Below are 15,039 nucleotides of genomic sequence, written 5' to 3' on the forward strand. Positions count from 1 at the left end.
AGAGACAAGGACGCGTAACCATGGCAATCCGTCCCAAGGCGAAGGTCATCTCCCATCCCGCGATGGCGCGGCGCGCCCGCTCGAAGGAGAAGAGCGACAACGTGCGCCAGCTCCACCGCGAGCCCGGCGGCGTGGACTTCCTGCGCAAGTGGTTCGAGGAGAAGGGCGTCCGCAAGGTGAAGGTGGGCGCGGTGGACATCGACGGGGTGTGGCGCGGCAAGTACATCTCCACGGAGAAGTTCTTCTCTGCGGCCAAGGGCGGACTGGGCTTCTGTGACGTCGTCTTCGGGTGGGACCTGGCCGACGAGCTGCTCGACAACACCCAGGTGACGGGTTGGCACACGGGCTATCCGGACGCGCAGGCGCGGGTGGACATCTCCTCCGGGCGCATCATCCCTTGGGAGCCGGATACGGCGGCCTTCCTGCTGGACTTCGTGAACCCGGACGGCACTCCCTTTGGCCCCAGCCCGCGGCAGCTGCTGCAGAAGATCGGCCGGCGCGCGAGGGACCTGGGATACCTGCCGAAGTTCGGCGCCGAGTATGAGTTCTTCATCTTCAAGGAGACGCCGCACTCGCTGAAGGAGAAGGGGTTCCAGGAGCTGACGCCGCTGACGCCGGGGATGTTCGGCTACTCGTGGCTGCGCACGTCGATGAACTCGGCGCTGGTGCACTCGCTCATCGACGGGTGCAACGCCTTCGGGGTGGACATCGAGGGCTTCCACACGGAGACGGGGCCGGGCGTCTTCGAGGCGGCCATCCGCTACGACGAGCTGGAGAAGTCCGCGGACAAGGCGGTGCTCTTCAAGACGGTGGTGAAGGAGATCTGCGCGCGGCACGGGCTGACGGCGTGCTTCATGGCGAAGGTGAACGCGAAGCTGCCGGGGTGCTCGGGGCATGTGCACCAGTCGCTGTGGAACCTGAAGGGCGACCGAAACACCTTCCATGACGAGTCCTCGCCGGACGGCATGAGCCAGACGATGCGGCACTACATCGGCGGGCAGGTGGAGCTGATGCCGGAGCTGACGGCGCTCTACTGGCCCACGGTGAACAGCTACAAGCGCAGCGTGGAGAACACGTGGGCGCCCACCACGGCGACGTGGGGCCGGGAGAACCGCACCACGGCCATCCGCGTCATCGGCGACAGCCCCAAGTCCATGCGCCTGGAGTACCGGCAGCTGGCCGCGGACATGAACGCGTACATCGGCATGGCGGTGAGCCTGGCCGCGGGCCTGTGGGGCATCGAGAACGAGGTGGAGCCGCCGCCCGTGTGCGCGGGCAACGGCTACGAGGCCAACGCCCGGCCGCTGCCTCGCAACCTCAAGGAGGCGGTGGAGCTGCTCGAGCGCTCCGAGCGCGCCCGGGCGCTGCTCGGGGAGGACTTCGTGGACCACTACGTGCGTACGCGCAAGTGGGAGGTCCGCCAGTACGAGCGTGCCGTCACCAACTGGGAGCTCGAGCGGTACATGGAGCTCATCTGAGCCACTACACGGAAGGACCGGGGCCCAATACGATGCATCCGTTCGATATGCCGACTGAAGCGCGCGTCACCGAGATGGCCTGGCCCACGAAGATCGTCTTCGGCGTGGGTGCCCTGAAGCGTCTGCCCGCCCAGGTGGCGCGGCTGAAGATGAAGCGTCCGCTGGTGGTGACCGACGCGGGCGTGGTGAAGGTGGGGCTGGCCCAGCGCGTGTTCGACGTGCTGAAGGACGCCGGCGTGGACTACGCGGTGTTCGACCGCGTGGAGCCCAACCCCACCGAGAAGGATGTCTTCGCCGGCCTGGAGGCGTATCGCAGCCACGGTTGCGACGGCATCATCGCGCTGGGCGGTGGCAGCCCGCTGGACGCGGCCAAGCTGGTGCAGTTGCTCACCACTCACGAGCCGCCTCTGTCGCGCTACGACGATGCCAAGGGTGGCGACCAGTACGTGCGGGATGATCTGCCGCCGCTGATCGCGATTCCGACCACGGCGGGTACCGGCTCGGAGGTGAGCCGCTCAGGCGTGGCGACGCTGGAGGACACGGGCCGCAAGACGGTCATCTTCAGCCCGTTCCTGCTGCCCAAGGCGGCCATCTGCGATCCAGAGCTGACGGTGGGGCTGCCGCCCGGGGTGACGGCTGCCACCGGCATGGATGCCTTCACGCACTGCCTGGAGGCGTACCTGGCCAACGGGTTCCACCCGCTGGCGGACGCGGTGGCCATCGACGGCATCATCCGCGTGGGGCGCTCGCTGGTGACGGCGGTGAAGGAGGGCAGCAACCTCTCGGCGCGCTCGGACATGATGGTGGCCGCGATGGAGGGCGCCATGGCCTTCCAGAAGGGCCTGGGCGCCTGCCACGCGCTGGCGCATGCGCTGACGCCCATCTCCGGCGTCCACCACGGCCTGGCCAACGCCATCGTCCTGCCAGTGGTGATGGAGTTCAACCGGCCGATGACGACGGCGCGGCTGGCGCGCGTGGCGGTGTCTCTGGGCGAGTTCGCCAACATGCGCGAGGACGTGCTGGCTGGCCACGCCATCGATCGGGTGCGCAAGCTGAACGCGGCCATAGGCATCCCCGCGCGGCTGCGGGACGTAGGCGTACAGGAGAAGGACCTGGAGCGCATCGCCGCCAAGGCCTTCGAGGACGCCTCGCACCTGTCCAACCCGCGCAAGTGCTCGGAGTCGGACCTGCTCATGATGGTCCGCGAGGCGTTCTGAGCTCCGTCGGGTAGGTCCTCGAAGGTACCGCTTGGGCTCAGAGAGCCACAGCCCAGGGACACAGGTCGCGGGTCCCTCGCTGCGGGGCGGGTCCCCCCGTCACCGACGGGTCCGCCCGCCCCGGCGTCCCGCTCTCTCGAGGGGGCACACTGGTCGCCGACTGGTTGCGAACTGGTATGACAAGCAGACCGGTTCGCAGCGGGTTCGCCCGGCAGGAGGGCGGACCGGTCGCGGGTGCGGACTCGGGCCCTCGGTCGGGTTCAGGTGGCGAAGTCTCTTACGCTGGGCGTGAAGGAGTTCTTTGGACCTCCTTGGACTAGTGTGGGAGGGCCTTGAGCGACGACTCCCAGCTCGAAGAGAACTCCATTGGCGCCAGCGTGACTCGCTCTTTCAGCGCAAGGTGCCACCGCCGCTCGGAGCGGCCGCCGTCACCGCGTTCGCTCTCGTCTACTCGCTGCTTCTGCGTGGACTTCTCACCCTGACAGGCCCAGGGCGAGCTGGGCCGACCGATGGGTAGCCGCGCGACGCGTGCGTGAGCTGCCCGAGCGGCTCACGTCTGGGCCTGGGTGAGCGGAAGCGCCAGCGTCGCCACGGCGCCCTTTCCCTGGCCCTCGCTCTCCAGCGAGAGCCGCCCGCCCAGCATCTGCGCCGCCAGCGCGCTGGAGTGCAAGCCAAAGCCATGGCCGTCCTTGCGCGTGGTGAAGCCGTGCGAGAAGAGCCGCTCGCGCACATCCGGAGCAATCCCCGACCCGTTGTCCTCCACCTGGAGGCTCACCCACGGGCCCTCCACCCTCAGCCTCACCGTGAGGTGGCGCTCTCCCTCGGGCAGGGAGTCCAGGGCGTACTTCGCGTTGCTGATGAGGTTGATCAGGATCTGCAGCACCTTGTGCTTGTCCACCTTCATCCGAGGCACCGGTGCCAGCTCGCGCCGCACCGTCACCCCGTGGCGCTGCAGCGCCGCCATCTGGATTCTCAGCGCGTCCTGGATGAGCTGCGACAGGTCGCACTCCTCCTCCATCAGCGATGTCCGCGCATACGCCTGCTGCACCTGGACGATGGCGCGGATGTGCTCGATGTGCCGCCCCATGGCGTCCACGTCCTCGATGAGCCGCGTCTGCTCGTTCATCAGCTCATCGGCCAGGGCCGACAGGTAGTCGGGCAGGGTGCCTCCTCTCGCTCCCGGCGCCAGGAAGCTCGGCAGGTCCTGCCGGTGCTCCAGCAGCAGGCTCGTCGCCTGCTTCAGCTTCCCCACCCGCGAGGAGCCGACCGCCTTGTGCATCATCTCCAGGTTGATGACGGCGCTGGTCAGCACGTTGCCCACGTTGTGCAGCACATTCGAGGCCACCTCCGCCATTCCCACCGAACGCGCCGTGTCCACCAGCCTCGCCTGCGCCTGCTTCAGCTCCCGCGTGCGCTCCTCCACCCGCTGCTCCAGCTCGTCATTGGCCTGCCTCAGCTCCTGCCGCGCCCGCTGCACGTCCGCGTACAGCCTCGCGTTCTCGATGGAGATGGCCGCCTGCGAGGCGATGTGCCCCAGCAGCGCCAGCCGCGCCGGGCTGAACGCGTTGGTCGCCAGGTTGTTCTCCAGGTACAGCGCCCCGGTGAACTGCTCCTGCCTCATCAGCGGCAGGCACAGCACCGACCTGACTCCGCTCCGCCCCAGGTACTCGTCCGTCGAGAAAGGGTGTGGCTTGGAGGCATCCCCGATGAGCACGTGCTCCCGCGTGCGCCTCACGTAGGAGAGCAGCGTCCACGGCAGCTCATGCGTCGCCGCCTCGTCCGGCGGCACCGCCACGCTGTCCGGTGAGCATCCCGAGATGGCCACCACCTGGAGCGTGTCCTCGCTCGGCAGCAGCAGGGCGGCTCGCTGGGCTCCCGCATTCTCGATGGCCGCATGCAGTAGCGTCGTCACCAGCCGCTCCAGGACGATCTCCCCGGAGATGGCCTGCTGTGTCTTCACCACCGTGAGCGCGTCGATCCGCGTCGAGTCCGTGCTGCTCGTCTCATTACCCACGGTGACGGGGGTGGGCGCCAGGTTCGGCCACTGCGCCTCCAGCTGGTGGACCTTCGCCGTGGCGCCCCACTGCTGGTACGCCGCCGAGGCCTCCCGGGCGAAGGCATGGGCGACGATGGGCGCCTGCCGCGTGCGCCAGAAGTTCGCCGCCAGCTCGCTGGCCATGCCCACCAGTTGCGCGGCGCCGCTCTCGCGCGCGCAGCGGATGGCCTCCTCGTACGCTTGCGTCGCCTCCTCCGACCGACCCGTCAGGCGCGCCAGCTCCGCGGTCACCATCAGCTCGGACGCACGGAATGTCTCCGCGCAGTGCCCGGCCCACTCCGCCAGCTGCTGCTGGTGGCGCTGGAGGTCCGCCAGACGCTGCTCCCGCTCCTCCGGCGAGGCCCCTTCGAGGCTCTCGGCCAGGGCGAGGGCACGGTACAGGTGGAACTCCCGAACGAGGATGCTGCCGTGCACGGCCCAGAGCAGCTCGGCCGCCTTGTCCGCCGCCTCCAGGGCCTCTCCCCAGGCGCCGCACAGGAAGCGCGACTGCAGCTTGGTGACCCAATACCGGAACCGCGTGGTGCTCATGCGCCGCGCCGTCAGCCGGGCCTCGAAGTCCTTCTCGTCGAAGTCGTCTCCGCTGAGCGTGTCGAAGGAGCGCGTCTGGCCGCGCAGCTGCAGGATCAGCCGCCGGCTGCACAGGACCATGTCATGCGCCTCCATGGCCGCGGCCTTGCGCAGGAACTCGGTGTGCGCGAGCGCGTCCTGATACACGTCCTCCAGGTTGTTCCCCATGGCGAGCCGGTTGGCGATGATCGCGGTGGAGGCGTAGCTCGAGGAGATGAAGTCCCCGGACTGGAGCCCGTGCTGGAAGGCGCCGACGGCGATGTCGTTCGAGACGAAGAGCGGCCGGGTCCAGCAGGTGGCCGCGTGCAGGCTCAAGAGCATCGCCGGCCGGTAGGCGGTCAGATCATGACGCTCGACGAGCGCGCGGGAGAGCATGCCCCACGCCTCACCCTCCGCGTACTGCTTGAAGTAGGAGCCGGTGACCACCGCGAACCAGCTCAGGCCCCGCACCGCAATCGGGGTGAAGCCGTGCCGGAGGCTGAGGGAGACCATCCGGGCCAGCACGACGACGAGCAGGTGGTTGTCGGTGACGTAGGCCGAGCTGAAGAGCGCGGACAGCGCCTCCACCTGGGCCTTCACATGCGGGTCGGTCATGAACGGCAGGTCGACCAGGCTCTCGATGGAGCGCCCGCCCAGCAGCGTCCAGACCTCCTGGTTGGCGGCGGCCACTTCCTCCGAGGAGGGGTGCAGTGACAGGGGCATGCCCAGCCGCCCCAGGCACTCTAGCATGCACTCTGCGGCCGCCTGGATCTGCCCCTGCGCCATGCAGAGGTTGCTCTTCAGGCTGTAGGCGGCGGTCGAGTCCCCAGGGGTTCGCGCCCGGCAGAGGAGCTCCTCCGCCAGGGCGCGCACCTCGGCGAAGTTGCCGGTGAGCAGCTCGCAGCGCGCGCGCGCCAGCCTCACCTCGAAGGCCAGCGATGGATCCGTCTCCCAGGGGTCCCCGGGAATGAGGGAGAAGGCCGCCGTCAGGTAGGAGATGGCGGGCCGGAGCGCCACCGCGGCCTTGGCCTTCCCTCCCGCCTCGGCGTTCAGCCGGGCGAGGTGGTGGCGCTCGGCGGAGTCCTCGATCAGGTCCATGCCCGCGTTGAGCTGGCTCACCACGTCGAAGAGCGAGTCGCGGAGCTGCTCCGGGCTGAGGCTCCGCAGCATCAGCCGGCCGATGCGCAGGTGGATGGCCTTGCCCTCCTCCGCGGAGAAGAGGGAGAGCGCCGCCTGCTGGATGCGGTCATGCAGGAAGCGGTGCTGCTCCGGGCCCACCCGCATCAGCATGCCTTCCTGCAGCGCGGGCTCCAGGCCGTGCTCCGCCTCCACCGCCGAGCCCAGCCCGGCGACGCTGCCCAGCAGCGCCAGCGAGAAGACGTTGCCCACGCACGCCGCCAGCCGCAGCAGGTTCTGCGTCTCGGAGGGGAGCTGGCGCAGCTTGCCCACCATGAAGTCGACGACGTTGTCCGAGTAGCCTCGGGCGCGAACGCCGGCCTCGTCCCACCGCCAGCCCGTCCCCGGCGCGCGCACCAGCAGCCCGTCCTGGTTCAGCGTCAGCATGAACTGCAGCAGGAAGAAGGGGTTGCCGCCCGTCTTCTCGTGCACCAGCGCGGACAGGGGGAGCACCACCTCCTCGGACGCGCCCGGGAGCGTGTCGGCCACGAGCTGCTCTACCTGCTTCAGGCTCAGCGGCTCCAGCCGGATGTCGGTGATGCGCGCGCCGGCCTTGCGCACCGCTTCCAGCACGGGCACCAGCGGGTGCGCGGGGCTCACCTCGTTGTCGCGGTAGGCGCCGATCCACAGCACCGGCGGCGTCTCCGACTGCGAGAGCAGGTGCTGGATGAGCTGCAGGCTGCTCAGGTCCGCCCACTGCAGGTCATCCAGGAACATCACCAGCGGATGCTCGGGGCTGGCGAACACCTGCAGGAACTGGCGGAACACCCGCTGGAGCCGGTACTGGGCCTCGTTGTGTGGCAGCACCGCGAGCGCGGGCTGCTTGCCCACCACCACCTCGAGCTGCGGCACCAGGTCCACCAGCACCTGGCCCTGGCCGTCCCAGGCCCGGTTCAGCCGCTCACGCCACCGGGCCAGCTCCTCGTCGCTTCCCGCCAGCAGCTGCTGCACCAGGCCCCGCAGGGCCTGCGCCAGCGTGTTGTAGGGAGCGTTGCGCTGGAGCTGATCGAACTTGGCGCTCAGGAAGAAGCTGCGCCGCTGCACCACCGGCTTGTACAGCTCGTGCGCCACCGACGACTTGCCGATGCCCGAGTAGCCGCTCACCAGGAACAGCTCCGGCCTTCCCGTCTGGCTCACCCGCTCGAAACCCTGGAGCAGGGAGGCGACCTGGGCCTCACGCCCGTAGAGGCGCTGGGGGAGCTGGAACCGGCTGGGGGTGTCATGCTCCCCCAGGGGGAACGGCTCCTGGGGGCCAGGGCTCGGCTTCTCCAGGCACCGCTCCAGGTCCGCCTTCAGCCCCTCGGCGCTCTGGTAGCGCTCCTCGGCCACCTTGGCCAGCAGCTTCATCACGATGGCCGACACCGCCAGCGGCACCTGCGGGTTGAGCTCGTGCGGCGGCCGGGGCGTCTGCGCCATGTGCGCGTGGAACCACTCCAGCGCGTCCCGGCCATGGAAGGGCCGCTTGCCCGTGAGCAGTTCGTACAGCGTGACGCCCAGCGAGTAGAAGTCGGTGCGGTAGTCCACCGCCCGGTTCATCCGCCCCGTCTGCTCCGGCGACATGTACGCCAGCGTGCCTTCCACCAGGTGCGTGGGGGCCGCCTCCAGGTGCTCCACCTTCTGCAGCGTGGCGACGCCGAAGTCGATGAGGCGCGCGTCTCCCGAGGGCTCGAGGATGATGTTGGAGGGCTTGATGTCCTTGTGGATGACGTTGCGGCTGTGGACCTCCGCCAGCGTGGAGGCCAGCGAGATGGCCAGGCGAAGGAAGCGGGAGAGCTCGAACGGCTGGCTCACGGACTCGGAGAGCGACTCGCCCTGCACCTTCTCCAGCAGCAGCACGGGCCGATCGTGGATGCGCTCGCAGGAGTAGGGACGGGCCACGCCGCGCACGTCGCGGAGCCGCTGGAGGATGCCGAACTCCCGGCGGTAGCGCTCGATCTCGTTGGGCCCCGGCGCCGCCGCGATGGGCGTCTTGATGATGACAGGCAGGCTGTCGGCCTCGCGGACTGCCTGGAACAACACGTTCGAGCCCGTGCCTCGAATCGTACCGAGGACCCGATAACCTGGAATGTTCAACATGGTGGAGGGGGGCCTGTGGAAGAGCGGGTGTCGTCACCGTTTCGATACATCCGAGTCTACACGGTCGGCAGGACCCACGCTCCGCCCCGGCCGACAGCCTTCCTACCCCCTGAATCCGGTGCGTCGCCGCCTCCCGAACGAGGCGGGTGACAGAAACGGCGCGCCCCGGTGTTTTCTATACAGTGTATAGGATACGGCACATCTCCGGGCCTCCTCACGAGCGCGGGACCTTCCGTCCAGCGCCAGGCCCATTCCCCACGCCCATGCCACGTCCTGCTCTGTCCGAAGAAGTCGTCCAGGAGCAGCGCGAGCGCGCCCTCCGGGCCGCGTCAGCGCTCTTCTCCCGTCACGGTGTCGAGTCCGTCAGCGTTCGCGCCATCGCCCAGGCGCTGAAGGTTTCCCCCATGGGGCTCTACCGCTACTTCCCCGGCGGCAAGGCGGAGCTCCTGGCCACCATCCGCGGGCGCGGCTTCGAGCAGCTGGCGGTGGAGCTGGAGCAGGCCCGCGCCGAGACGGAGGATCCCCTCGACCGCATCCTTCGCCTCCTGCGCGCGATGCTCCGCTTCGCCACGCGCCAGCCGGAGCTGTACCGGATGATGTTCGACGTCACGCAGCCGGAGGAGCGTGACGAGTATCTCGCCACTCGCCGGGCGCGGGCCTGGCAGCCGGCCTTCACCAGCTTCGAGGCGGCCATCCGCGCCGGCGTGCTGCGTGGCGATCCGCGGACGGTTCCCCATCTCTTCTTCGCCGGTGTCCACGGCGTCATCGCCTTCGAGCACTCCACGCAGCCCTACGCGAACCGCCGGCTCGACCGGCTCATCGGGCCCATGCTCGAGACGCTCTTCCGAGGCTCCGGCGGCAGCCTCGCGACACTTCGCAGAGTCCGCCAGACGTTCCGTACCCCGAAGCACCCACCTGACACCTGAAGAGGACCCCATGAAACGACTCGTGCTCGCTGTGATTCTGCTGGCCTCCTGCGGAAAGACGACGCCCCCTCCCGAGGAATCGCCCCTGGTCGCCCTGGCCGCGAAGGCCACCGCGCTGCAACCGGAGCTCGTCGCCATCCGCAGGGACATCCACCGTCACCCCGAGCTGTCTGGCGCCGAGAGCCGCACCGCTGGCGTGGTTGCCGAGCGCCTGCGGGCACTGGGCCTCGAGGTGCGCCCCGGCGTCGGAGGGCATGGAGTCGTCGCCATCCTCCGGGGAGGCCGCCCGGGCCCCGTGGTCGCCTACCGCGCGGACATGGACGCCGTCCGAGGCGATGAGCCGCCCGGGCGCGAGTACGGCTCCACCGTTCCAGGCGTTCAGCACGTGTGCGGGCATGACGTGCACACCGCCATCGGCATCGGCGTGGCCGGCGTCCTGGCCTCCGTGCGCGAGCGGATGCCCGGCACCGCGGTGTTCCTCTTCCAGCCCGCGGAGGAGAACATCCAGGGCGCGGAGGCGATGATCCGCGACGGAGCCATCAGCGACCCGCGTCCGGACGTCATCTATGCCCTGCACTCCTTCCCGTTCCCCGTGGGCACCGTCGCGCAGGGAGCCGTCTTCGCGGGGCTCGACCAGTTCACGCTCGAGCTTACCGGCGAGCACTCCACGCAGGAGGTGGGGCAGCGTGTCCTGACGAGCCTCTCGCGCCTCGGCACGGTCGCGCCCCTCAAGTCGGCCGAGCAGGTGGCCCCGCATCTGGCCGACCTCCAGCGCCCCGACAGCGCGTACGCCACGGCCGTCTACATGAACGTGAAGCTCGGGGCCGCGGGGAACGGGAATGTCCTCGTGCGCGGATCGGTGAAGGCCGGGGCCGATGCCATGTATCCGCGGCTGCGTCAGGCCGTGAAGGAGCTCGTGGAGCGCGAGCTGGGCGCCACGGGCTACCAGCTGTCGTTCCGGGACTCGGTGTTCCCGAGCATGGCGAGCGACCCTCGGGTGACCGCCGAGGCTGCCCCCGCGCTCGTGGAGGCGATCGGCGAGGAGAACGTGCTCTCCATCCACCGGACTCACATCTACTCGGGCGAGGACTTCGCGCTCTTCCTTCAGCGCGTCCCCGGGACCATGTTCCTCCTCGGGGTGGCGAACCTCGAGCGCGGCATCCTCGGCGCTCCCCACTTCCCGGACTTCGATGTGGACGAGGAGTCGATCCTCGTCGGCACCAAGGCCATGAGCGCCGTGGTGTGGCAGCGGCTGTCACAGGGCTGACGCACCCGTCTAGGATGCGCGCGACATGGACGCTGCGCTCCAGGCCCTGACCTCCCGCCTCCAGCAGGCCGGCATCGACCCCGAGACGCCCCTGAAGTACGGGGCAGCTCCCCTGACCGACCATGCGAACCGGCTGGGGCAGCCCGTGGAGCCCTGGCTCGCCCCGCTCGCCGAGTTCGTGGAGGTGCTGCACGCTCGGGGGCTGCACCTGTGGTCGCCGCTGTACTTCTCCGTCTCCTATCTGGCGGACGTCGCGGGCGAGCGGCCGGAGCGGCTGGAGCCCCTCCTCCGCGCGCTGTCACGGCTGCTCCTCACCCTGGAGGAGCGGGGGGTCGATCGCACCCGGGCCGAGCAGTACGGCGTCCGGGCCTCCGCCCAGGCACTGAAGAAGTCCGCGGACGCCTTGCTCGCCGTGCTGGCCTTCGCCACTCGCTTCGCGGAGAAGGGCATCGAGCCCGGGTGGATGCTCGACCGTGTCGTCCCCGCGCTGTGGGGCGTGGCCGAGGAGGAGGCCCCGGTGTTCCAGGGCCTCCTCGGCACGCTCGAGCAGGCCGCGATGCGGCTGGCGGAGCTCGAGGTGTCGCCCGGATACCCGTTCTCCGCGGGGGCCGCGGCCCTGTGCGCGTACGGTCCGGCGGCCCGGGACCATTGGGAGGCCTGGCTCGAGCGCGCGGTGCGGATGGCTCGCTCGCTGCGAGGCACGGAGCTCCACCCCTACGCCCTCTTCGAGTACGGCCTCACCGGCGTCGCTCAGCCGACCGTGCTCGAGCCGGCGCAGGTCACCGCCGCGCTGGACATCGCCGTGGCGCTCTGTGACCGGCGCATGGCCGCCGCTCCCACCCTGCAGTCGGGCTTCACCTCCTTTGGCGTGCCCCCGCGCATCGCCCTCGAGGTGGCCGATGAGCTGGCGCGCTCCGGCATCGATCCCCTCTTCGTCCTCACCGCCGGCATCCCGGCCCTGCTGCGCGTGGAGCGGGAAGGGGAGCGCGCCGTGGAGCGTGTCCCGCGCCTGGTGGAGCTCGCGAAGGCGATCCAGGCCAGAGGCCACTCGCTGCGGCTCACCTTCGAGGATGGACTCCCCGCCGCGGCGACGCTGGAGGAGCTCTACCCAGGCCTGTTCGGACGCGCGCTCGCCCTGGCCGAGGAGATGGTGGCTCGGGGGATGAACCCCGGTGTCTTTCTCGCGTTCGGGCTTCCCCGTGCCCTGAGCCGGGCCCACGGGCAGCCCTGGGCGGCAGACGAGTGCCTGGAGCTGAGCCGGGAACTCATTGCCCTGGGGGTGGATCCCGAGGCCGCGCTGGCCTACGCCGTCCCCTCGCTGCTCAACCTGTGCGGCACCGACGCCGGCCGGTTCCCACCGCTGCGCCGGGCGCTGAGGGACCTCATCGCCACCCTGCGGAGCCAGGGGCTCGATCCGAAGGAGATCCTCTTCTACGACGTGCAGTCGCTGGCGAGCGCCGGGGGCCAGCCCCTGGCCCTGGGAGATCTCCTCGCGCGACTCCAGGCGCTGCTCGAGCAGATGGAGGCCCGGGGCGTGGATCCGCGGCCCTTCCTGATGAAGGGACTGCCCGTGGCGGCGCGCGAGGCCGTCGGGAAGCCCTGGGTCCTCGTCGCCAGCCTCGAGGCGGCCGGCCGGCGGGTCGCGGCGGGCCGGGGGGACGAGGTGGCCACGCTGTTCGCGCAGGGCTCCGCGCCACTCGCCCAGGTCTCCGGGGAGGACGCCAGCACCTTCGAGCAGCTGCTCCTGTCGCTCGAGGGACGCTTCCCGGTCCTGCCCGGCGAGCTCGTGGGCCCGGCTGTCAGTGCCGCCTGTCTGCTCGCGGGCTCGCAGCCGGCGCTGCTCGAGCGCGCGCTCGATGTCATCCGTCGCCGGTTGGAGCGCCCGACGCTGGATGCGGCGGAGCGCGCCGTCGTCAGTGAGCTCCCCGGGCTCGTTGCCCTGGCGGAGGAGCCGGAGGCGCTCGCGCCGCTGATGGATGCCGCCATTGACGCGGTTCGCCGGTTACCGACGGAGGATTCTCTCCATGAGCGGTTCCTGCGGCATGGGCTCGGCGCCATCTCGGTGGTGGCCGGGAGGGACTCTCGGAGTGCCGTGGCGCTCCTCTCCCAGCTCGCGGACGGCCTGCTCCGCTGGCCGCTGCTCGCGCCGAGCATCCTGAAATACGGGGCCTATCCAGTGGCTCGGCGCTCCCGCCAGGGCTCGGACGATCTGCTGAGAGGCATCAAGGCCCTGGCGGACTGGGCCCGCGCGCTGGATCCCCAGGACGGCGATTTCGAGTACGCCCTCGAGCGCGCGGTGGGGCTCTGCGGAGCCGTGTCCCGGGAGGCGCTCCCGGCGTTCATCGAGGCCCTCGCCGTGCTGCGCGAGGCCATCCCCGAGCCAGGGCCGGCACGGCGGGTGTTCTTCCAGGAGCTGGAGACAGCGCACGGACTGGTCGGCCAGTGGCCGGAGGCGTGGAGCCGACTCGTGGCGCCCATCCTGCGCACGCACCGCCACCGCTCCGGCGCCGTGCTGTCCGCGCTCTCCTGGCTCGGGGAGCGGCACATCCAGGCGCCCACGGATCTGGACGTGCTCCGGGAGATCGTCACCCAGACGGGCGTTCGCGCCGCGGACATCCTGCTCCACCTCATCCGCCCCGCGATGAACGAGGGCATCCTCAAGGACCTCAGCGCCGACCGGGAGCTGCTGCAGCGCTACCTGCGGGAGATCTCCTTCCCGGACGCCCGGCTGTACGCCCGCTACCGGGAGATCCAGCAGGATCCCGCCGCCACCGAGGCGGAGAAGCGCGCTCGCGGCGGAGCGCTGCGCGAGGAGATCGACGCGCTCCAGCAGGCGCTGCGGCAGGGCACGCTCTCCCCCGAGCAGGAGGCCAGCCCCCTGCTGGGCGTGGCGCTCTCCCACCTCTTCCCGCCGGCGCTCGGGGCCACTCGCAGAGACTACGTACGCCTGTACCAGCGCATGCCGGACCGCCCCGAGGATGTCTCGCGCCTGGGCCTGGAGCCGGAGCTGCGCGTGCGTCGGTATGCGCTGGCTCGCGGGAGCTGGCAGCTGCGGGAGGACGCCGCCCTGGACCGGGGGCCCTGGGAGCTCGTGCTGGACACGCTGCGCGAGCCACTCCCGACGGAGGAGGAAGCCGCCGCGGCGCTCGGCTGGGAGCTCCTGCTGACGTGGACGGAGGGCCGGCTGGGACGCGAGGCCACCCAGCGCGCGCTCCTGCCGCGCCTGTTCTCGAGGATGAAGCGAGGAGGAGTCCTGCTCCCCACGGAGGCGCGCACGGCGGCGCAGCTGCTCGCCGTGCAGGAACTGCTCGCGGATCAGCTCCGGGACCTGGTGGAGGAGCTCCTCCTGGCCGCGCGGGCGGAGGACCTCGGGCGCTTCACCCGGCTGGTGGAGGACAAGCTGGCACCGCCCCCTCGGGTGGGACCGGGGCTGCTCAAGGCCGTGCAAGGGACGGTGGAGGCGTTCCGCGCGGGCACGCTGGGGCGGGAGGAGGCGGGCTCACGTCTGGTCCGGCAGCTGAGTGCCTTCGAGGTGGAGGCGTCCTCCCTGCTCGCGGCGCTGATGGGGGCTCGTACTCTCGAGGACACCAAGCAGGTGCTGGCGTCCCTTCCTCCTCGGAAGGTGGAGCTGGAGCCGGGAAAGGAGGTCCACCGGATCCACGCGGACTTCGTGGGGCAGCTCGTCCAGGCCATGCAGCAGGCGCTGCACGGGAGTGCCGAGCAGCCCGGTGCGCTCGAGTACCGGGCGTCATCCGACTCGCTCACGCTGGAGTTCGAGCTGACCAAGCGCAAGGCCCACTCCGCCGTGGGCTTCTGCGAGGGCGTCTGCACGGCGGTGGACCTGGCGCTCTGGGAGCGGCCGGAGTTCCTCCAGTGCGTCTTCTGGGACGAGGAGGGGACCGCGCAGGGCGGCATGCACCTGCTGCTCGTGGAGGAGGGTGGCAAGCGCTACCTCTCGCTGCCGGGCATCAACCCTTCGGTGAAGCTGCTGGCCCGGGTGGAGGCCTCGGTGTTCCTGGATGCGGTGGTGGACTTCGGCTGGCGGCTGGCGCGACGGCTGGGACTCCAGGGCGTGTGGGTGCCCACCTCGCCAGCCATCCACTCGAACCGGCGGGCCATCCATGAGGAGCTCGCGCGCCGCGACTGGACGTTCCGGGGCGGGCAGCTGCACGAGTTCAGCACGGAGCCCTACCGCTACTCCTTCGATCAGGTGCTGGAGGTCCCGGAGAGCTACCTCCCGATGAGTTCTTCCAGCGCGGGGATGTCCAGCCCCGGCAACTCGCGGATAGAGTGACGG

6 protein-coding genes are annotated in these 15,039 nt (G+C 70.3%); 5 read left to right on the top strand and 1 reads right to left on the bottom strand.

Annotated features, from left to right (window positions below; genetic code table 11):
- Positions 1 to 20 precede the first annotated feature (20 nt).
- Entirely contained in the window at positions 21 to 1,478 is a 1,458-nt protein-coding gene (locus KY572_RS19110; protein ID WP_224244304.1) for a glutamine synthetase family protein, read from the top strand.
- Positions 1,479 to 1,510: 32 nt separating this feature from the next.
- Entirely contained in the window at positions 1,511 to 2,695 is a 1,185-nt protein-coding gene (locus KY572_RS19115) for an iron-containing alcohol dehydrogenase (RefSeq protein ID WP_224244305.1), read from the top strand.
- Between the two features lie 550 nt (positions 2,696 to 3,245).
- On the opposite strand, the gene KY572_RS19120 is transcribed toward KY572_RS19115, so the two are convergent.
- On the bottom strand, positions 3,246 to 8,549 hold the full coding sequence (locus tag KY572_RS19120) for a trifunctional serine/threonine-protein kinase/ATP-binding protein/sensor histidine kinase (RefSeq protein WP_224244306.1): 5,304 nt from the start codon (positions 8,547 to 8,549) through the stop codon (positions 3,246 to 3,248).
- 263 nt (positions 8,550 to 8,812) lie between these two features.
- On the opposite strand from KY572_RS19120, the gene KY572_RS19125 reads away from it, so the two are divergent.
- Genes KY572_RS19125 through KY572_RS19135 form a run of 3 tightly spaced genes read left to right on the top strand, consistent with a single transcriptional unit; the run spans position 8,813 to position 15,036 of the window.
- Positions 8,813 to 9,475 (top strand): TetR/AcrR family transcriptional regulator, encoded by a 663-nt coding sequence (locus KY572_RS19125; RefSeq protein ID WP_224244307.1) that lies wholly within the window; start codon positions 8,813 to 8,815, stop codon positions 9,473 to 9,475.
- Between the two features lie 10 nt (positions 9,476 to 9,485).
- Entirely contained in the window at positions 9,486 to 10,742 is a 1,257-nt protein-coding gene (locus KY572_RS19130) for a M20 metallopeptidase family protein (protein WP_224244308.1), read from the top strand.
- A 25-nt stretch (positions 10,743 to 10,767) separates the two neighbouring features.
- Positions 10,768 to 15,036, top strand: coding sequence for a hypothetical protein (locus KY572_RS19135; RefSeq protein WP_224244309.1), 4,269 nt, complete (start codon positions 10,768 to 10,770; stop codon positions 15,034 to 15,036).
- Positions 15,037 to 15,039 lie beyond the last annotated feature (3 nt).

The organism is Hyalangium gracile, from assembly GCF_020103725.1.
Lineage (GTDB): Bacteria > Myxococcota > Myxococcia > Myxococcales > Myxococcaceae > Hyalangium > Hyalangium gracile.